This is a genomic window from Shewanella sp. 0m-6, from assembly GCF_052977325.1.
This window is the reverse complement of the sequence record NZ_JBRIMD010000004.1, coordinates 45,105-65,997: the sequence shown is the minus strand read 5'-3', so window position 1 is coordinate 65,997 and position 20,893 is coordinate 45,105. Positions and strand designations below refer to the sequence as shown.

The 20,893-nt window shown below is 46.3% G+C and carries 13 protein-coding genes; all 13 read right to left on the bottom strand.

Annotated elements, in window-relative coordinates:
* Positions 1 to 7: 7 nt before the first annotated feature.
* Entirely contained in the window at positions 8 to 1,144 is a 1,137-nt protein-coding gene (locus tag ACVBJC_RS04240) for an ABC transporter permease (protein ID WP_447159752.1), read from the bottom strand.
* Between the two features lies 1 nt (position 1,145).
* Complete coding sequence (locus ACVBJC_RS04235) at positions 1,146 to 2,309, bottom strand: ABC transporter permease (protein WP_447159753.1); 1,164 nt, start codon at positions 2,307 to 2,309, stop codon at positions 1,146 to 1,148.
* A 30-nt stretch (positions 2,310 to 2,339) separates the two neighbouring features.
* The gene (locus ACVBJC_RS04230; protein ID WP_447159754.1) at positions 2,340 to 3,311 is read right to left on the bottom strand and encodes an HlyD family secretion protein; all 972 of its coding nucleotides are present in this window, start codon (positions 3,309 to 3,311) and stop codon (positions 2,340 to 2,342) included.
* Entirely contained in the window at positions 3,301 to 4,692 is a 1,392-nt protein-coding gene (locus tag ACVBJC_RS04225) for a TolC family protein (protein ID WP_447159755.1), read from the bottom strand. The genes ACVBJC_RS04230 and ACVBJC_RS04225 overlap by 11 nt, the downstream gene beginning before the upstream one ends.
* Before the next feature lie 113 nt (positions 4,693 to 4,805).
* Positions 4,806 to 6,254, bottom strand: a complete 1,449-nt coding sequence (gene tldD, locus ACVBJC_RS04220; RefSeq protein ID WP_447159756.1) for a metalloprotease TldD — start codon at positions 6,252 to 6,254, stop codon at positions 4,806 to 4,808.
* A gap of 89 nt (positions 6,255 to 6,343) precedes the next feature.
* Complete coding sequence (locus tag ACVBJC_RS04215; protein ID WP_447159757.1) at positions 6,344 to 7,174, bottom strand: carbon-nitrogen hydrolase family protein; 831 nt, start codon at positions 7,172 to 7,174, stop codon at positions 6,344 to 6,346.
* Positions 7,098 to 11,459, bottom strand: coding sequence for a YhdP family protein (locus ACVBJC_RS04210; RefSeq protein WP_447159758.1), 4,362 nt, complete (start codon positions 11,457 to 11,459; stop codon positions 7,098 to 7,100). The genes ACVBJC_RS04215 and ACVBJC_RS04210 overlap by 77 nt, the downstream gene beginning before the upstream one ends.
* Positions 11,459 to 12,925 carry a ribonuclease G gene (gene rng, locus ACVBJC_RS04205; protein WP_447159815.1) on the bottom strand — a complete coding sequence of 489 codons (1,467 nt, stop codon included), beginning with the start codon at positions 12,923 to 12,925 and terminating at the stop codon, positions 11,459 to 11,461. The genes ACVBJC_RS04210 and rng overlap by 1 nt, the downstream gene beginning before the upstream one ends.
* Positions 12,926 to 13,126: 201 nt before the next feature.
* Positions 13,127 to 13,735 carry a Maf family protein gene (locus tag ACVBJC_RS04200; protein WP_447159759.1) on the bottom strand — a complete coding sequence of 203 codons (609 nt, stop codon included), beginning with the start codon at positions 13,733 to 13,735 and terminating at the stop codon, positions 13,127 to 13,129.
* Between the two features lie 112 nt (positions 13,736 to 13,847).
* A complete protein-coding gene (gene mreD, locus ACVBJC_RS04195) occupies positions 13,848 to 14,336 on the bottom strand; it encodes a rod shape-determining protein MreD (RefSeq protein ID WP_447159760.1) in 489 nt (162 codons plus the stop codon).
* Complete coding sequence (gene mreC, locus ACVBJC_RS04190; RefSeq protein WP_447159761.1) at positions 14,333 to 15,220, bottom strand: rod shape-determining protein MreC; 888 nt, start codon at positions 15,218 to 15,220, stop codon at positions 14,333 to 14,335. The genes mreD and mreC overlap by 4 nt, the downstream gene beginning before the upstream one ends.
* 41 nt (positions 15,221 to 15,261) lie before the next feature.
* The gene (locus ACVBJC_RS04185) at positions 15,262 to 16,311 is read right to left on the bottom strand and encodes a rod shape-determining protein (RefSeq protein ID WP_447159762.1); all 1,050 of its coding nucleotides are present in this window, start codon (positions 16,309 to 16,311) and stop codon (positions 15,262 to 15,264) included.
* Between the two features lie 172 nt (positions 16,312 to 16,483).
* Positions 16,484 to 20,890: a DUF6701 domain-containing protein gene (locus tag ACVBJC_RS04180; protein ID WP_447159763.1), complete on the bottom strand. Its 4,407-nt coding sequence runs from the start codon at positions 20,888 to 20,890 to the stop codon at positions 16,484 to 16,486.
* Positions 20,891 to 20,893 lie beyond the last annotated feature (3 nt).

The window sequence follows — 20,893 nt, the reverse complement described above, 5'->3', positions numbered from 1 at the left end:
CCTAGAGCTAAGCTGCCCGCTTTAACCGCTTAGATGCGCCCCAATAAGCCAAGCCAAAGTAAACCGCTACCATAGCCCATAACTGTAACCACTGCGGCATAATGCTCTGCCACGATGCGCCCATTTGATTTAGCTCTAACATGGCCATAATCGCGGGAACCGCTGGCACAACTTGTGATACTGCTACAACTGCCTCAGGAATAAGTGCTGTTGGCCACACAAAGCCAGAAACAAACAGGATAGGCATAGAAACCAATAGTAATACTTGAGTCGGTAAATCCCGCCGAGTAAACAAACTACTAAAGGCGATGCCTGCCGCACACGTTGCCAATAAAAAAGGTAACATCAGCAGAGCGACTTTCCCCAAACTTGCCTGTAAGCTAACGTCATACCAATAGTAACAGTAACCAACGTAGTAACTGCTTAATAAGGTATAAATCAACATAAAGGCGACCATACGGCCACAGATAAGTTTAAGCGGACTAACCTCGCGCCAATAGCCTTGTTGCTTCCATTGGCTTGCGCCCAAAATACCTATGCCAATCAGCAACGTCTGGTGCAATATTAATAAGAACAATCCCGGTACCACATAAGGCGTATAACCTAAACTGGGGTTAAAAGCTGGAATACTATTGAGTTTGACCACATTAAGGCTCTGTTTTACCGCTGTAGCATTCCCCCCTTTCGCTAATAACCCCATACGCTGAATATCTTTGCTGATATCTAAACCTGCCGAGACCAAACCTTCAACGACGGCGGAGTAGATCAAGAAGTAACTGGCATCACCGCCGTAGCTTAAGGTAACCCCCTTGCCTAATAACAGATCTTGCCTAAAGTCAGCGGGGATCACGAGCAAACCATGGGCCCGGCCAGTTTCAATCCAGCGCTTAGCCTCATCGATTGAGCCCACCTCTGCTATCACCTCAATTTTAGGGCTAGCATTAGCATCACGGATAAGTTTCCGGCTGAGTGATGAGTGGTCATGATCGATCACCACCACTTGCTGCTCTGTCGGAACTTCATTGAGATAAGGCAAAGGGTAAAGAATCGAGTAAAACAGCACACCACCAAAAACAGTAATAACAATGGTTTTATCGGCAAGAACCGCTTTTAACTCTGACCAAATAAGCGCTAAGAAGCTCATGTTATTGATCCTTAACCGTAGCGATTAGCACTGGATCTTCAGTCACAGAAAAATCTCTTTTCGCCAAGATGCTGATTGGAATAAGTAACAACAGGAATCCCCAATAACTGGTCATTTGCGATAAACTCGCCATCAAGCCTTGGCCATAACTTACCACCGCAATATGAGTTTCAATATAATGGCTGGTGGGCATAATCACTCGCCACCACTGAGCAAGGGCGGGCATCTCATGCACGGGGAATGTCACCCCCATAAAGGCAAAAGCGGGGGCAAACATTGCGGTACAAAAGCTAATAACTCGGGCGCTGTCTTGTAGGGCAAAAAAGATGGTTAACACCATTAACCACACCGCTAATAACATCACCGTTTGAGCGAGCAATATCACTGCAATACTGCCGGCGATGGGTAACTCTAGAAAAAGATAGACAAGGGCTAAGATAAAGCTACCGTGGAGCAATACTAGCGGGGTGTAAAATAACACCTTTGCCCCTATCACTTTCCATAGTCCAAGCTCTGACCATTGCTCAGTCGTATTCCAACGAAGCTCACGGTTAAGACTGTTAGCAAAGACCATCATCGCCAACAACTGCAGTAGCGCAATAAGCACTGGAGGCACAAGGAAACCTACATAGTTGGTATTGCGGTTAAACAATGCCGTAGTCTGAGCGCTGATTGGGCTTAAGTTAACCGCAACCTGCTCCATAGGCACACCTGCCGCGAGCATTTTGAGCTCACCTAACGGCTTAAGCCCCTCTGCCATCGTCGCCATTAATTGGCTCGATAATAATTTTCCGACCAGCAAAAACTGGCTGTTATAACGGATATCGATAATGGGTGTTTTTGCTGTCAGCAGATCACGATTGAGCCCGTAAGGCAGCACAAGTAAGGCATAAACCTCCCCCTGCTTCATCGCCTCAACCGCGCTCGGTAAGCCTGCATAACTAATTGGCTTAGTGACGGGGTTAGCTTGTAGTTGACGCGCTAAGGCCCGGCTAACTTGGCTATTGTCTAAATCAACCACTGCAACCGGTAACTGCCTTGGCAAGCCTGCACTAAACAGCAACCACAGCCCAATAATACTCAGCAGCGGAATATAGCTTATCAACGCCAACTGCCATGGATCATCTTGCAGAGCTGAGAACTCTCTTTTGAGTGCCTTAATCAAAGACTTAACCTCTTATCCGTTCCAGCTAACCTATAAGGTGAAAAGCACCGACATCCCAACCCTTAGATCTTTTATCGTCTCATTCGGGCGCAGCTCCACTTCGAATGTACGCATATCAAAGTCATGACCACTTTCTGTGGCTCGCCAAGTTGCGAAATCGCCCATTACCGCAATATTGGTTACGGTAAACTCAACATCTCGCTCAAGCGCCGGAATCGTCAGTTTTAGCACATCACCTTGTTTAAACTGTTTAAGTAGATCTTCTCGTACCTGGAATACCGCCCAAGCATCTTTCATATCGATCAAACTGACGACAGGAAAGCCACTGGGTGCTAACTCGCCCGCTTGGAGCAAGACTTCGCTAATTTCACCATTTTTTGGAGAGCGCATTTGACTATCAAGCAAGATTGCAGAGACTTCATTCACTGCACCTTCAGCCATTCGCGTATTACCTGCTGCAGCCGCTTTAGTTTCAACTCGCGCACCTTCATCAGTCATCTGGTACATAGCCAGTGCCGCTTGCTCGGTATATTTGGCCGCTTGCCACTGAGTAAAGGCTTCATCTCGCTTCTGTCTTGCCAGTACCCCTTCGTTGAACAGCACTTCTAAGCGCTCATAGGTCGTGCGATATAACTTGGCTGCCGCTTGCGCTTTTAACCACTCTTCTCTTGCGGCTGAAATTTGCTGCTTACGCGCACCATTGTCAGCCTCTTTTTGCATAGCAACTGCGGCATCACGTCCGCCCTCTGCTTGCATCAATTTAGCTTTTAACTCTGGGCTATTGATAGCGAAAAGCAGGTCTCCCTCGGTCACAAGATCACCTCGTCTTACTAACACCTCTTCAACTCGACCAGGGACTTTTGAGGAAACGTTATATTCGCGCGCCTCTATCTGCCCTTGTAGTAGCTGTGGTTTCGGTGTGTAAGCAAGGATTAAGCCGTATACCAAGGCACCTATTAATACGATAAATGCCGCGGCGGCTAAGATACGGTTAGTGCGCATTGGTGTCCCCTTGCTTAATACTTCTTCCAATAAATTCATCTAGCTGACCGCTTATCGCCATCAGTCTTGCATAGGATTGAACGTAGCGATATTGCGCGCCCAACTGTTGGGTCGCAACCGCATTGAGCTTAAGCTCTGCGTCCACTTTTTCGATTGAGGTTGATAACCCCTGCTTAAACGCAATGTCTCTAAGACGTTTATTCTCTTCAGCCAAGCTCATTGAAGTGTTTAACGACACCACCTCTTCTTGTGCCTGTAGCAACTGGCGATAGCTCTGGTCGAGTAATAAGTTCAAATCCTGTTGAGTCTGCGCTTTGGTATATCTAGCCTGTAGTAGTGCGCTCTTAGCAGCCTCGACTTTTCCGCTGCGTCCGTCTCGGCTCAATAAAGGCACGCTGACCCCGATGCCTAGCATCCAGTCTGGTTCTATCTGTGAAAACAAACTGTCGTCTTCATAAAGAGTGTAATTACCGTATAAAAATACCGTTGGTAAGTAGCTGCCCTTCTCTACATCAACCAACCCCTGTGCTTGCGCTTCTTTCGCTTCAAGCAGCTTTAAAGCTGGATGTTGATTAAGGGTCAACTGGGTTAACTGCGGCAAAGAGGGTGATTGGTGCAACATAAATAGTGGCGAGGTGGTATCCACTTTTCGCTCATGCAGCATCATAGATAAGGCGATCATTGCCATCTCTGACTGACGCTTAGCACGGCCATAATTCACCCGAGCATTTTCAAGTGCAACTTGCGCATTAAGGCGCTCGACCTTGGCAATCTGGCCTTGCTGCTCAAGTTTCTCAGCATGTGATGCATGCAAGGTCAGCGAATCAACTAACTCAGATTGCGTACTGGTTAGGGCTTCGGTAACCGCAACGGCATAATAGCGATCGACTAATTGTAGAAATAGATCGCGAGTAGTCAGTTTGAGCTCTTGCTCTTTCTCGGCAACTTCAGCTTCATGAATGGCCTGTGCTGCCGTGATCTTACCGCCAGTGTAGATAGGCCACATGGCCTGTAGGCTTGAGCGGAAAATATCTTGTTCGGTGAAAGGAGTGACAAATAACGAGCCTGGAATACCCGCAAGCGCACCGCCAAGAGCCGGAGGCAATGTGGCAGGGTCAAGAGATGCAAGAGGATTAAGATCGCGCAGATCTAGCTCTATCGGTTTTTCCAAGCGAGTATAGCTGCCCCTTAAGTCGATAGAAGGCAGGTTCATATCTTCACCCGCTCTTCGTTCAGCTTCAGCGCGGTTAACTTCTTGAGCCCCCGCCTGGAGCTTATCGCTGACCTTAATTAGCTGTTGCCACGCCTCGTCAAAGGCCATGGTTTTAGCTTGGGCCGTTAGCGGCAACACTAGCAAAAGAGCACACAGCGAACGTTTCATTAGCACCTCTAGAGTATTTACTCTATTTTTAATGGGTCGATACTATCATTGCATCATCTTGCCTGCTAGGACTTAGTCGATTATTTACTCGCTAAATCCTAGCTTATGAACTTTTATGCGGTGCCACCAACGGTCAACTTGTCTAACTTCAGTGTCGGCTGGCCAACACCAACAGGAACACTTTGACCATCTTTACCACATACGCCCACGCCTTTATCCAGCGCTAAATCGTTACCAACCATTGAGATCTGGCTCATCGACTCAGGACCATTACCAATTAAGGTTGCGCCCTTAATGGCTTGGGTGATTTCACCATTTTCAATGAGATAGGCTTCTGATGCCGAGAACACAAACTTACCCGAGGTAATATCCACCTGGCCGCCACCAAAGTTAGGCGCGTAGACCCCTTTCTTAACCGATTTAATGATTTCGGCAGGATCTGACTCACCCGCTTCCATATATGTATTTGTCATACGTGGCATAGGCAGATGTGCATATGACTCGCGGCGACCATTACCGGTTGACTGCTCGCCCATTAGGCGCGCATTAAGTTTGTCCTGCATGTAGCCTTTTAAGATCCCGTCCTCAATCAACACAGTCTTTTGAGTCGGCACCCCTTCGTCATCAATACTCAGTGAACCACGGCGATTAGTCATAGTGCCATCATCGACTACCGTTACTAATTCTGACGCCACTTGCTGGCCCACTTTGCCACTGAAGGCACTGCTACCCTTGCGGTTAAAGTCACCTTCAAGGCCATGGCCCACAGCCTCGTGCAATAACACGCCAGGCCAACCTGCGCCAAGTACCACAGGCATCTCGCCTGCTGGCGCATCAACTGCGTGCAGGTTTACCTGAGCTTGACGTACCGCTTCTCGAGCAAAGCCAAAGCAATAAGGTAAGCCGTCGCTATCATCTTCTAAAAGCACGCTGTAATCATGACGTCCACCGCCACCAGAGCCTCCGCGCTCGCGCTTGCCGTTCTCTTCTAAAATAACGCTGCAGTTAAAGCGCACTAACGGGCGAATATCAGCAGCAAGAGTACCGTCACTCGCTGCCACTAAAATTTCTTCGTGAACACCAGACAGGCTCACTACAACTTGAATAATACGGCTATCTAAGCTGCGGATATAGGCATCAGCTTGCTTAAGCAGCTCAATCTTTTTCACTTCTTCCATCGCAGCAATCGGATCGGAACTGATATACAGCGCCTTACTCTGTTGCTGCTGCCAAGCGTTAACTTGAGCATTACCGCCCGATGTCGCGATTCCACGCGCCGCGGTTGCCGCCGCTTCTAATGCTGCAGGTGTAATTTCATCGGCATAGGCGAAACCGGTTTTTTCACCACTAATAGCACGAACACCTACACCTCGTTCAATATGAAAACTGCCGTCTTTAACAATGCCGTCTTCTAATACCCAAGACTCGTGACGACTACCTTGAAAATAAAGATCTGAGAAATCAATTTGATGTTCATGAATACGCTTTAAATAGCTTTGTAGATCATCGATTGCTAGCCCATCTTGTAATAAGCTTTGTCCAACTTGGGTTAAAAATGACATCTATTCTCTCTTTATATTAATTCGATAAAATACGTCGGCAAACCGAATCTCGCTCACAGCAAGTTTCTGTTCGCCCTAAATTTATTGAGCTATTTAAGCTGTGGTGACACAAATCGATTATGGGCCATCACCGGCATTTTTGCCCGAAGCGCTTGCAAGCCTTGCAGATCAACCTCAGCTTGAACCCAGCCAGTCCCTTGTGCTTTTTGGGCAAGGATCTCTCCCCAGGGACTGACTATCATACTTTGCCCCCAGGTCTCTCGGCTACCCTGATTATGTTGTCCCCACTGCGCAGCACCTAAGACAAAACATTGGGTTTCGATAGCTCGAGCCTGTAACAGCACCTGCCAATGAGCTTCACCAGTGACTTTGGTGAATGCCGCTGGCACAGCAATAAGCTCGGCTCCCGCCTCTCGCATCGCTCTAAACAGATCGGGAAAACGAAGATCATAACAGATCACTAATCCTAACTTACCCACTGGCGTATCAACCACGCTAATGTGCTTGCCTGGACAAAACGCATCACTTTCTCGATATTGCTTAGTGCCATCAGTCACCTCAACATCGAACAGATGCAACTTATCGTATTGGCCTAAGACACTGCCATCGACATCAAACACATAGCAGCGATTATAAACGCGATCATCTTCGGCTAAAATCGGGATACTGCCCGCAACCATAACGACCCTATATTGCGCCGCTAGCTTAGCTAAATCTTGCTTGAGTTTGCTATCTTCAGCAGGCATCGCATACTGCAGTTGCTGACTTTCTTCGCCGCCAAACAACAGGCAACACTCAGGCAATACCACCAACTGTGATTCATTGGCCTTTTGAGGTAATGATTTAAGCTGCGACTCGATAAACTGTAGATTCTCGGATACGCTGCGACTGCTTTGACATTGCAGTAGGCTGACTTGCATCTAACTCTCCCTGTTGGCGGCTATCTGACTCAAACAAACTGCCGTTCGATAAATCTTGCTGCGGTAAATCTGATGATTCGCCCTGCTCATCATGAGCGGTTTCAGGCTTGGATTCAATAACCTTAAGTGCTGGAAGCTTGATATCAGCCTTGCTGTTACTGTTGCTGGTATGCTTGTTAGTATTGGCAACCTCAGCGCTATTAAATTGAATATTTGGCGCTGTCACCGACGATAACTGGCTACCTGACGCCGTAACAGTACTTGCTGCAGCACTTTTCTGGTGGCTCCCCTCAACAGGAGCTGGGGTTTCAGTGACCCCAACTATTACTGCATTGGCTTCAGGCAATGTTTGCTGACCTTGAACATCCGACTGCGGTGATTGCTTGCGTAAAATAGACTCCGGAATTTCTATCTCTTTGCTCTTGCGCTCAAGCTCTTCAAGCTTAGGCTCTGACATAGTGCCCGTCAGTCTAAAGCGGATCTCTGAAATCACCTCAATCACAGGCTCAAGCACTTTAGTCAGTGCAAACGCCCCTAATCCAAATGTCCAGCCCGTGCTCAACAGCACGACAGTCGGAACACTCGATGCCAATTGCGGCACAAAGCGAATATCATAATTGAGGCTTTCGGTCATTAAATCGGTATAGCCACGCACTCGCATGTTTCCAGCAACGGCGTTCATCTCAGTGTCGGTCGTTTTAACCACGCCGTCATCAAGCTTTAGCGTACCGTTAAAGGAGTCAAAATAGAGCCCCTTACCAAAAACATCTGAAAAATCTAACGATAATTTGCGCAGCAAGGAGTCTAAGCTAAACAACGAGAAGATGCGTGCGCCTTTGTCGCTGACCTCAGATAAATGCCCTTTGCCTAACTCAAAACTGACGTCACCATTAAGCGTCTCTAACGAAAACGCATAAGGCGCCCCTGTCCATGAAATATCTGCGGTAACGGCTGTCGGTGCATTCTTAAGCCCGGGGTCGATCCCCAGTTTCTCTGACAGATAATCAAATTTTGTGGCATCCAAAGTTAACTTGAATGAGGTGAGGTTTTTGCCTTGATTCATATCCCAGTCACCACGGCCTTTTAGCTGCACGTTGGGCGTGGTAATTGAGACGGTTTGGATCTCATATGACGCTCCCTTAGGTGTTCCTTGCAGCACTAAGTGGCCTAACGACTTGCCATATAATGAAAAATTATCGACATCGATCGCCAATGGCGGCAAGTTAGCCATAATCGTATCAGACTTATAATGCGCATTTTCTTCTGTACGAGATTCTGGTGCCATATGGAACTTACTTGCGACGATCTTTAGTCCTTGATTAACCCAGTCCGGATAAAAGTCGAGACGACCATCAAACTGCTGCGAGTTAACATCGAATCGCCAGGCATGTTCAGTCGGCTCTGCGCTAAAGTGGAGGTCCGTCAGCGGTTGCCCCATAAGATTGAGATCATTTAAATCAGCATCAATTGATACCAAAGCAGGAAAGAAAGCTGCTTTGGTTGTCACGGACTCATCAGTCAACACGCTTGGCGCATCATCTTGACTGATATCGCTTTGACTAACCTCGCCTTGACTCACAAAGGCCTGCACAATCGGCAACCAAGGTGACAGCTCAGTCTTATCTAAATCGATCTGCAAGTGACCCTGGTGCTTACGTAACTTGTCTCCAGGCTTAAATAACCGCCCCAGTAACAAGTCATAATGCGCTAGCGCATTGCCTGAGTCAGCCCCAAAGCCACCCCAAAACTCCATCTGCTTATCTAGCTTAATGCCTAAAGAAGCTTGTTTATTATCACCAATTAACTCGGCAACTAAGTGCTTAGCTTCGCCTTTTGCCTTAGAAAAAGGCGCTGGTAAATTAAGCGCTGCGTCAATAAGATCGGTTTCGACTCGCGCTTGAATTCGGTAACCTATGGGATCGAAGATCAACCTCAAATCACCATTCCAATCAACTTGACCGTCATAATAATCGCTAAGGGGATTATGCAGCTCTGGTGGCAAATCGGCTAATTGCCACTGCCCAGCGAGATCGACGTTCACCCCATAGTTCTTATTCATGCTTTTGGTATTAAAGCTAAATTGTAGCGGCTGCTGATACATAACAGCGTTAAGGTTTGAGCCTGTGACCACATCATTGACAAACTGAAGCTGTCCGGTGACCTTATCGAGTTGGATCCCAGGTTCAGCCACGTAAACAGGCGTATCTTTAAAATTAACCGTCCCTTTAATCACCTCACTTTCACCATCGTAAAGTGGAATGCTGAGATCGATCTGCCCGGTAATATCACCACTTATCTGCACTACATCAAGCGTTGCTCCAACAGAATCAACTAACGGTGATTGTTGAATAACGGCATTAGCAGCTTCAGCCTTTGTCGCTAAGTCTACTTTCACTTGCAATAAGCTTCTGTCGCCCAGCGAAGGAATGCCGATATAAGCACCGTCCGCTTTAACATCTAATAACTGGCCTTGATTGACCCGAAGATCCATCGCATCATTTTCAAACAAGGCTGACAAGTTAAGCTGACTCACTGCAGGCCAGGTTGGCTGAAATTCAAAGTTAGCGTTTGTTAACGTAAAATCTGCCTGGAAAATACCATCGTGCTGAGCATAGGGGTAACGACTAAATGCACCATGCCACACTACAACCGCATCATCAGTGTTACCCGCTTTAAGCGCTTGAGTTAGGTAAGTAACCAGCTCGCTACTCATGCCATTTAACGGAAAATATTGATGCACGTTAGCCACATCATTAATATCTATGTTGGCGAGTAAGGCCATATGCACCGCATCGGCAAACTCAAAGCGTACGCCAGCATCAATGTCTAAGTCGGCATTACTAAAGTGTATCTTTGGTAAAGATAGCGATAAATCTGAGAAGTTAACATCACCACTAAATGCATCGCCTTTAAGCTGGATTGGCGCGGCAAAATCACCATTAAAGTCGAGGAGGTAGCTTTGTTCAGGCAGTGAAAATCTCAGCGTGTCATCAAGTATATTCGCTTTGACATCAATCGCAGCAACACCAGGAATGCCATCATAAGCAAGCCAAGCGACGCTATCGAGTTCAAGCGACACTTCAGGCTGTTTCAGCAGCTCACCCCAATGGGCGTTAATGTTTTTAATCTTGCCGGTTAGCTTTAATGCCTGCCAGGTATTTAGGCTATCGAGCTCTACACCGGGAATGAGCGGCAGCAAAGGCAATAACATATCCAGCGCCAGCTGATTTGCAGTCGCATCAATACCTTGCTCTGTTTTTTCGGCGACCAGCGATAATGAAGGCCAAGAGGATTCATTGGTTGAAAAATCAAGTCCATGACTTGTTAATGACCAACCTTGTGCTTTTGGCTGCCACAGGACTGCGCCAGAGTTAATGGTAAATTTCTGCGGTTTTTCATTAAGAAACCACTCTAACCAGCTAGGTTGAAACTCGACCGTTACTCCCTCAATGCTTCTATTTGCAAATCCAGCCCATGCCTGAAGATTAACAACGCCTTCCAGTGGCAGACTTGTTGTCATGTCATATGGATTAGGTTGTCTGGAGGCCCACTCGCCAATATCCAGTGAGCGCGCCGCTAAGTAGAACTGGCCCACTAAAGATTCTGGGCGATTACCATTACCCTTAATATCGACGCTTAATGCCAACTGCTCTACCTCTGAGGCATTTTCATCGAGTACAACCTTGCCTTCAGCTCGATGCCGGCCACTGGTATTGCGCCACTTCATATCTTTAATAAAGATGGGGCGATAATCATGCTCTTTGCTAAGCAACTGAAATCTAGCATCGGTAATTGAAAAGCGATCCAGTTGTTCTAATAACAACTTATAGATCCAATCCGTCTGCATTTGGGTGGTCGACTCGCGAGGCTCAAGCGCCTTTAAACGATCCAGATCTAAGGCGACATTTGCCCCATCGAAGATCACATCCTCGATTTGTGGTGACGCTGTGACTAACGACTGCCAAAAATCAAATTTCACATGCACTTGATTAAATAGCAGGGTGACAGGAAGGTTGTCCTGCGCGGGTAGAACGAAGTTTTTAACCGTTAATGCAGGGCCATATGCCTGCCATTCCGCAGCGAGGTTACCGATGTCCACTTTGACTTGATACTCAGACTCAACAAAACTGATCAGCTCCATACGGACCTGATCAAGTTGTGGTAACAAGCCCCTAAATAGACTGACCATAAGTGCAAACAGCACTAAAATGATGGCGAGAAATTGCCAGCAAAAACGAGTCAAATTAAAAGAGCGCTTTTTAGGTGCGCAAGTCTCTGATGACACTACATTATCACCACATCAAATTTGTTCTGTGCATACATAGGTTCGTTTTGCAGCCTCACTCGTTTACCGATGTAGACCTCCAATTCTCCCAGTAGATGACTCTCGTCACCTTTCAGACTCTGATAAACAGCAGGCGAGCAGTAAACCAAGAACTCATCAGCATCGTAGCCACGATTCAAACGAATGATCTCTCTGAAAATTTCGTAAGAGACAGTTTCAACCGTCTTTAAATTACCCGTGCCGAAACAAGCTGGACATTCACCGCACAATACATGCTCTAAGCTTTCACGAGTACGTTTACGGGTCATCTCCACTAGGCCTAAGCCAGAGAAACCACTGATATTGGTTTTCACTCTGTCTTTAGACAAAGCACTTTCTAAACTGGCTAGCACACGCTTTTTATGGTCGTTATTCATCATATCGATAAAGTCGATAATGATAATGCCGCCTAAATTACGCAGACGTAATTGACGTGCTATGGCATGGGTCGCTTCGAGGTTGGTATTAAAAATGGTTTCTGCAAGATTACGATGGCCAACAAACGCCCCCGTATTGATATCTACCGTGGTCATGGCTTCGGTTTGATCTATGATCAAGTAGCCGCCAGATTTAAGCTCGACTTTACGCCCCAAGGCGCGCTGCACTTCATTTTCGACATCATAAAGGTCAAAAATGGGGATAGGCCCATTGTAGTGCTCAAGCTTATCGGCGATCTCAGGCATGAACTCTTGCGCAAACTGCTGCAGCTCTTCATAAGTTTGCGCTGAGTCGACCTGAATTTGGTCCAGCTCAGTACCCACAAAATCGCGCACAATACGCACAGGTAGGGCGAGGTCTTGATACAATAAAGACACGCCACGGCGCTTGCGTCTCTCGCTAACTTTGGCCCACACACGTCTTAAAAAGCCCGCATCTTGCACGAGTTCATCTTCACCCGCGCTCTCAGCTGCGGTGCGAATAATAAAGCCGCCATCATCATCAACAAAGGGTTGTGTTATTTTTTTCAGGCGAGCCCGAATTTCTTCGGACTCAATGCGTTGCGACACACCCACATGGCTAGAGCCTGGCATAAACACCAGATAGCGAGAGGGTAAGGTGATATCTGTCGTTAATCGTGCGCCTTTGGTGCCTAGCGGATCTTTAACCACTTGCACCATGATGTCTTGCCCTTGCCTAACAAGCTCGGCAATGTCGCGCACCACAAAATTGCCTTTTTCAACATCGGCAACACATTCGGTATGCGGCACAATATCTGAGGCATGCAAAAATGCAGCCTTATCGAGGCCGATATCAACAAAAGCCGCCTGCATACCCGGTAGTACGCGGCTCACTTTACCTTTATAAATATTGCCAACTAAACCACGCTTCATGCGTCGTTCAATATGGACTTCTTGCAGCACACCATGCTCGACTAATGCAACTCGAGCTTCTGTTGGTGTTACATTGATTAAGAGCTCAGAGCCTATTTTTTTCTGCACTCGGCTTTGCGCGAATCGACTTCTACTCACAACTCACCCCACTTAGGGAAATAGCTAATTTAAAAAGGATTTGGCGTAGATCGTGATCTAGCTAAACGGAGGTAAAATACCGATTAGCCAGTTAAAGTCTGCAAAGAATGATGTTTTATAGCTTGGCAATTAAGGCCTATTTATTACGCTATTTTATGGCTATAAAATTTGCATCTCACACAATAACGCGCGGGTTTCTACCAAAGGTAACCCGACTACCGCGGAATAACTTCCCTCGATAGCTTCAACAAAACTTCCACCCAAACCTTGGATCCCGTATGCACCGGCTTTATCCATCGGCTCACCCGTTGCGATATAAGCTAAGATATCCGCCTGGGTTAGCTGGCAAAACTGCACCTTAGTTTTAACCAGGCGACTCACCGTCTTGGTGCCATCAGTTAACGCCACAGCGGTCATCACTTGATGCTGCAATCCTGACAGACTTGCCAATATTTGCGCCGCATCGGCTTCATCTTTTGGCTTGCCTAAAATGATGTCGCCTTGCACTACGATAGTGTCAGAACCTAACACTACAGCCTGGTTATCGGCGCCACTTTCCGCCCTATATAGCGCTAATCCTGCGAGTGCTTTCTCTTCAGCAAGTCTTAACACAAACGCTTCAGCAGACTCTCCTGCTTGATGACTTTCGTCAATATCCGCCGCTAAAATCTCGAACTCGAATGGACTCGCACTGTTAGTGTTCAAAAAACCTAACTGGCCTAACAATTCTTTACGACGAGGCGAGCCCGAGGCAAGTACTAACTTCATAATGAGTACCTTTTTTAAGATTCTAGCTGAGCTAACTTATTCTAGTGATTAACTTAAAGTCATAAGCTAACGTCACAAGCTAACGAAGAAAATAACCTAAAACCAATTGTTGCTATCTGACCTTATAAAGACGTCTTACACGGCGTAAAATCCAAAAGATCCACGGCCACATCACAAGGCTAGAAAGTGCTGGATAGAACAAACTAATATCGAAAACGGCGGAGTCGCTAACAAATTGCACCCAAAATACCACTAGGTTATAAAGTGCCACCTGCATAGCCACCAGCAGCGACTGTTGCCACATAGGGAAGTTACGTAAGCGCTGAAAATGCAGTACCACCACATATACGACGACTGACATAGCAAACGCACGGATCCCTAATGTGGCCCCGAGCAAGATGTCTAGCATCACACCCAGCACCCATGCCGTGAGAATATTGTATCGGTGAGGCAGCGCCATCGCCCAATAGATAATGACCAGCAATAACCAGTCGGGACGCCATGCTTCTACCAAATCTGGCAGTGGCATGATTTGAAACAGCATCGCCACTAATAGGCTTAACCAAACGACCCAGCGGCCATTTGCCACATGTAAACTCATTGTGTGACCTCTTGACTCGCCTTAACCGCTTCTTCGACACCCTCAGGCGGCGTGAGTTCAGCACTGTCAGATTCAATATCTGGCCAAAGTAATAATAAATAACGAATTCTATCTAATGCGGCTAACGGCTGAGCAACGACGGTAGCATAGTTCTTACCATCGTCTTTTTCGACGCTGATCACTCGAGCCACCGGGTAGCCCTCAGGAAAACGCTTGCCTAAGCCTGATGACACCAGAAGATCGCCAACCCGCACATCGGTACTCTTAGCCACATGCCTGAGCTCTAATTCATCGAGCACACCTGTGCCGACAGCCATAAGGCGCACATCATTACGGGTAATTCGTACCGGAATACCATGGGTGGTATCTGAAAGCAGCAGTACTCGGCTAGTGAGCTCGCTCACCTGCACCACCTGGCCGACAACACCTTGAGCATCAACCACAGGTTGACCGACAAATGTGCCACTGCGTGATCCATGGTTTAGTACTACATATTGGTGAAAAGGATCGCTGGCGACTTCCATCACCTCAGCAACGACCTTCTTCGCATCCATATGTACCGGAGATCCCAGTAAACCACGTAGACGATCGTTTTCTTGACGCAAATGTTCAAATCGCTGTAAACGCTCACTCATCAGCAGTTGATGACGTAATAATTCTTTATTTTGTTTCGCGAGCATGTTTCGCGTTGCCAAACTTTCAGCAGAAAGATCGAGTAATGCACCAGGAATATTAGCGACATACTGCAACGGACTTAATAACGAAGAGAGGGAGTTACGCACAGGTTCAAGCCTGTCATTAGCGACAAGCAGGATCACCGACATGATAACAGCCAGTGTTAATCTAAATTGATTGGAAATACCGCGAGCAAAAATAGGCTTCATAACAAACTAGGGCGGTTCAATACCGCCCTTTTTAACCGTGGTTAGTTTTCTTCAGAGAACAGGTCGCCGCCATGCATATCGATCATCTCTAAAGCTCTACCGCCGCCACGAGCAACACACGTTAATGGATCTTCTGCGATCATTACCGGAATACCCGTTTCTTGCATCAGTAATCTGTCTAGGTCACGTATAAGTGCGCCACCGCCAGTTAACACCATACCGCGCTCTGAAATATCCGATGCCAATTCTGGTGGAGACTGCTCTAGCGCAACCATTACGGCACTGACAATACCCGATAGTGGCTCTTGTAGCGCCTCTAGGATTTCGTTGCTGTTTAGCGTAAAGCTACGTGGTACACCTTCAGCAAGGTTACGACCGCGTACTTCAATCTCTAGTACTTCATCGCCTGGATACGCGGTACCGATTGTGTGCTTGATACGTTCTGCTGTTGCTTCACCAATCAAGCTACCGTAGTTACGACGTACATAGTTGATAATCGCATCATCAAACTTGTCACCACCGATACGCACTGAAGATGAGTAAACCACACCGTTTAGCGAGATAATCGCAACTTCTGTAGTACCACCACCGATATCAACAACCATAGAACCTGTTGCTTCAGAAACCGGAAGACCGGCACCGATTGCAGCAGCCATTGGCTCTTCAATCAAATACACTTCACGCGCACCAGCGCCCATTGCCGATTCACGGATTGCACGACGTTCAACTTGCGTTGCACCCACTGGCACACACACTAGAACACGAGGGCTTGGACGAAATACGCTATTGTTATGAACTTGCTTGATAAAATGCTGTAGCATTTTTTCTGTGACATAAAAGTCGGCGATAACACCGTCTTTCATTGGACGAATTGCTTGAATGTTTCCAGGCGTACGACCTAGCATCTGCTTAGCTTCAGTACCGACGGCCGCAACCGACTTCTGACCAGAACCGTTTCGCTCTCCACGAATGGCAACGACTGATGGTTCGTTTAGCACTATGCCTTCTTCACGGACATAAATTAGTGTATTTGCTGTACCTAAATCGATCGAAAGATCATTAGAAAAAATGCCGCGTAGCTTCTTGAACATGTAACCAGCCTGTCTCAGTGGAGTCGTAGAAAAAAGAAATCAGGTAACTTTATCATGCTTCTTAAAATCCACAAGACCACAGAGGTTAACAATTGCTAATGAAACGCTGTTTTTTGCGATCTTCTACCAAAAGAGCGAGTCAATAACTTGTCTCGCCCCCTGTTACTGACATTTAGTTAACTTCTCGCCAATAAATAATCCGGTCATGACCTCGATAAGTACCAAAGTAAGCCGTTGCTCGAGGGTCCTGCAGGCCGGTATTTCCATCATAATTCCAATACCACTGTAGCCATTTATCAACATGCTGCTGTAAGAGCACCTCGCCATCGCTATTAGGTGCTGGCAAATAAATAAAGCTTTTACCTAACTCTATAGTACCGGCTTTTCCGGTTCCCCCTGATTGAGTAAAACCTTGCACTAACTCAAGCCCTGCATCTGGTTTTAAATTCAAGCCTGTATCTGCTGACTCTGTGGCTGTGGTCGTATCGAAAACCGAGCAGCTGTCACTAGTATTAGTCACCCACTGCGCTTTACCATCAACATTAGCAGCCACATATTGAGTACTTACCTCAACACGCAACTCTTCCGATGAGGGGCCGTAAGCATTTTGCTTCACAAATCGACCATAGCGCATAGCAAAACTCTCGTCTTTGCCAATATCATCAAAGCTAAAGCCGATACAGGCACCAGATGCGGAGTCTTGATAACAAATTGCGTCGATATCGGTGACATCGGTCTTAGAAAGGTCTAAATCAAACTGCGCATTAAATGGCACAGCTAATGAGGCCGTACGGACATAATGCAGCTCTGATCCCTTTAGATAAGCCCTTTGAACACTGTTAGTATCATTAATAGGGTAGTAATCAACAACGCCAGAAATCGGTGTTTCATCTGCTATTTGCAGCGCTACACCATTAAACGAAGTGGCGCCTGAGGTATCGCTATAACTGCGATCCAGCCATTGTTTGCCCTTATAGCGCCACCAATCACCAATTTGGTAATTATTAGTTATCGCCCCGCTCTTACTTTTACCGATAATAGACAAGGTTGGCTCTTTACCCGTTAAGAAGCCAAACGGCTGCCCCATATAGGTGAAACTGCCACACTGAGCTTCAAGACTAGGAGCATTGCCCGTTAAGGTTAAATAGTAAGGAGAGAAGCGACCAAACGTGTCGCTGCTAGAGTTCGCCTCAGCAATCGTCGCGCCGAGGTAATTAACTTCGCCATCAAGCATAATGCTTATCGCGCCCACCTCAGAATAAGTCTGATTGGTCACTTTCAATGGTGCGCTGTTAGTCTTGGTAAAGTTTAAGCCTGTGAGCCCCAGACCTCCAAGTCCTCCATCTTTATCATCCCCATTAGTGACTAATGGCGCTTGTAGCACAGGCTTAATGTTTAAGTCTGAAAATTGGAAATTTTTAAGTGCAGGGCGATCCTTATAGGTCGCCCCGTTATCAACGCCACACACCGCTTTTACATTCATCTTAAAATCAGCGCCAGCTTTAGCAAACAAGTCACAACTTGCACCGCTGCAACCATTAGTGCCGGAATCATTAAAAAAATGGAATCCATCAGGCTTAGAGACAAACTGCTCACTATGTTCAAGCACTAAGGTCTCGCTCGTGCTGCCATCGGGAGAACTAATCGTTTCAGTAAGCGTTGCTGCAAGCTCAACTTTACCCGCTTCAGGGTAGTTCACATTAAGTAGCGCCTTACCGTTGGCATCAAAATGTACTTGTAGCTGTTGACTTGCCCCGCCTGTAATCTCTTTACTCGCCGTTGGCGAATTGAGACTGTTAATGGTCAGCTTGGCCGCTTCATTTATCCCTGATGAATCGGGGGTAATGTAATTAAATGCCATTGAAATCGGTTTTGTTTTGTTGGCAAATAGCGGTACACATTGCTGAGTGGTTTGATCTTTTTTAACCGCGAACAGCTCGAAGTTATTTGAATTTTTACAGGCTGTAGAATCATCGATATTAAAGTAGATGCCGCTATCTTCAAAGTTCAATTGGCATTGACTGTTGGCAACAAAACTTCCATCGATATAACAGCTGTAGTTAGCCGTCGGCAAGGTCGAGCTTAACCCAAGCGTGACCAAGCCCCCCTGAGGGTGCCACAACTCTGTTGTTGTGTTGCCGGTAAAGGTTTCACGAGTATAATTGGTATTGTTTTTCGTCAGCGTCACAGAAGCGGGATCACTAAGTAAAGATGTACAGTCTGGATTAGCACATGCCTGAAGGGTGATTGATTTAGCCGCGCAGCTAAGCGCGCCAGAATCAAAGTTAATTCGATAATGATTAACGGCTGGCACGGCTGGCGCATACTCAAAGGCAAAGTAACCAATACTCTCAGCTAGATGGCTGCGCTCATCATCTCGCTGCTGATCTTCATCTATCGCAAAGCTCACCTGATTGTTAAAACTCTCTTTGGTGCAGCGCCTTACCCAGCCGCCATCTGCCCCACGGCGCTGGTTTTTATTAGCGATCGTTAAAGGTTGGTCTGAATAGGTTTGCTGATAGTTGTTATTAAAAACGCACTGCTGGCTCAATGTTTGAGTTGAACTACCATTGCCATGATTTAAGCCGTTTGCAAACTCGTACTTTAGGTTCTCACCATTGACTGTCATCACGCCCTGACCAACACCAGCAACATAGCCCAAGGTCTCTTCAGTCCAAATTGGACTACTAATTTCAGAACCTTCAATAGCAATTTCAAAGTCGTAGCCATCGCTGTTGACGTTGTTGATTACTGTAGTACTAAAACGTTGATTATTATTGGTCAGTGTTTGCCCAAGTATAGCTGGCTTTAGGCCGAAATGATGATTGAAGGTGATATGCTCATAACCCCGACCTGAGCTTGGCAGATATTTACCTTGATACAATTTGGTTGATATCGCTCCCGCCTGCAATGCCTTGCCTCTTTCTAGAAAACGGTAACCTTGCTCCATGACAAAATAATCGATTTTATCCATCTTTTTATCTAGCACTTGCGAGGAGTCTGAGTTCACCTGCTTAATAGAGGCATTACTCGAACTAAGACTATCGACTCTTACCGTAGAGGAGCGATCAGTATTGGCATCGCCGCCATCAATAGTGGGCATAACCATGATGACAGGAGCTGTAGAATAAGTATGATCAAAATTAATAACCGCATTGCCGTTGGCATCAAGCTCGGCGCGGCCAAACTCAAACTGCGGCGCCGGACAAGTCAGCAACTGGCTCGACGGAACTATCTCAAAACGATTTGAGGAAGGGGGTTGCCAATACAGTCTAAAGGCTTCTGCACCAAAGGCTTCATGAAAGCGAAATTCAATCCTATGAGCCCCTTGTTCTAGCAAAACCTTACCTTGATATCGAGTGCAATTACACACGGCATGGGTACTATAAAACCCAGTAACGACCTCACCATCGATCAAGACTTCAATAGCATCATCGCCATCAATAGCAAACGTATACTCGCCTGTTTCAGGAACTTGAATATAGCCTTCAAAAACGCCTAAATATAGATCTTGATCGGCTGCAGCCTTTGAATGAGGATTGATGCTATAACCATGCTGATTTAGATTCGTTTCAATTGACTCACCAATTTGATTGCTGGTTTTACTGACCTCACTAACAAGCTCTCGAAATTCATTTTTATTTGCCGGACTATAGTTATCAGCGTACCAGCTACGAGCATCATAAGTTCTGTAGGTTAGACCTTCAATATTGCTTTGTTCTGCGGGGCATTGAGGGATGATGGGAGGTTTTGGAACCGGCACCGGGTCACAGTTCGGATTGATACGAAGGTTTCCCATGGTATTTTTTTGAATGACACGGCTATTGTTATCAAGCCTAACCTTGTCTTTACCTGCTACAGCGCCTTCAATCGATGAACTATTTTTCAAATTGACGTCTTTTTCTGAAAAAACAAAACCACGCAAATAGGTGCTATTTTCAAGCTCAATCTTACCGTAACCATAGAACAGCATTTGCTCAGCGCTATAGGGTAAAAACTGCAGTTTCTCATGCTTATAGTCTTTTTTTACAAAAAAACCTATATCGCCAGAAGTTGGAAATACGATTTGTACTGCATCATCAATTTCTAAATCCTCAATCCAGTATTTACCTGGGGCAAAAGTTAGCGTTCCTAGCTTTGCCTTTAAATGCTTAATCTTGTAAATACCATTTGTCGTTGTGAATGATATTTTATCACTGGCACTATTTTCCATATGGATATGACCATATTCACCATCTGGCAGCTCAAATTCACGGTCGCTATTTGAGGTAGTAATATCGTCATTACTATGTGATTTGCACTGCTCAAAACTAATTCTATCCGGTGGGAACTCTGAGGGGGTATCGGACTCCTCACACTCGATTCTACGCCCATCACTTACCCAGCAAGAGTTGTCGTCTTTATCTTTTACGTCTCTAGCAGGTAGCTCTCCATTTGACGGCGCATTTTCAAGACGAGCATCTTTTTTAAATTCAATTTCACCTCTTGCGCCATGAGTATTAATCCCCTCCTGGAAAACAGAGCTCCAATCTGACGCCACTGCAGATTGACCCAGTAAGCTTAAACTGCAAATAAACATTAA

What these genes read in the sequence shown, in the direction of transcription:
- ACVBJC_RS04180 (WP_447159763.1), bottom strand. Translation starts at nt 20,890, where the DNA reads ATGTTTATTTGCAGTTTAAGCTTACTGGGTCAATCTGCAGTGGCGTCA.
- mreD (WP_447159760.1), bottom strand. Translation starts at nt 14,336, where the DNA reads ATGAGTTTACATGTGGCAAATGGCCGCTGGGTCGTTTGGTTAAGCCTA.
- ACVBJC_RS04230 (WP_447159754.1), bottom strand. Translation starts at nt 3,311, where the DNA reads ATGCGCACTAACCGTATCTTAGCCGCCGCGGCATTTATCGTATTAATA.
- ACVBJC_RS04215 (WP_447159757.1), bottom strand. Translation starts at nt 7,174, where the DNA reads ATGCAAGTCAGCCTACTGCAATGTCAAAGCAGTCGCAGCGTATCCGAG.
- mreC (WP_447159761.1), bottom strand. Translation starts at nt 15,220, where the DNA reads ATGAAGCCTATTTTTGCTCGCGGTATTTCCAATCAATTTAGATTAACA.
- tldD (WP_447159756.1), bottom strand. Translation starts at nt 6,254, where the DNA reads ATGTCATTTTTAACCCAAGTTGGACAAAGCTTATTACAAGATGGGCTA.
- ACVBJC_RS04225 (WP_447159755.1), bottom strand. Translation starts at nt 4,692, where the DNA reads ATGAAACGTTCGCTGTGTGCTCTTTTGCTAGTGTTGCCGCTAACGGCC.
- ACVBJC_RS04185 (WP_447159762.1), bottom strand. Translation starts at nt 16,311, where the DNA reads ATGTTCAAGAAGCTACGCGGCATTTTTTCTAATGATCTTTCGATCGAT.
- ACVBJC_RS04200 (WP_447159759.1), bottom strand. Translation starts at nt 13,735, where the DNA reads ATGAAGTTAGTACTTGCCTCGGGCTCGCCTCGTCGTAAAGAATTGTTA.
- ACVBJC_RS04240 (WP_447159752.1), bottom strand. Translation starts at nt 1,144, where the DNA reads ATGAGCTTCTTAGCGCTTATTTGGTCAGAGTTAAAAGCGGTTCTTGCC.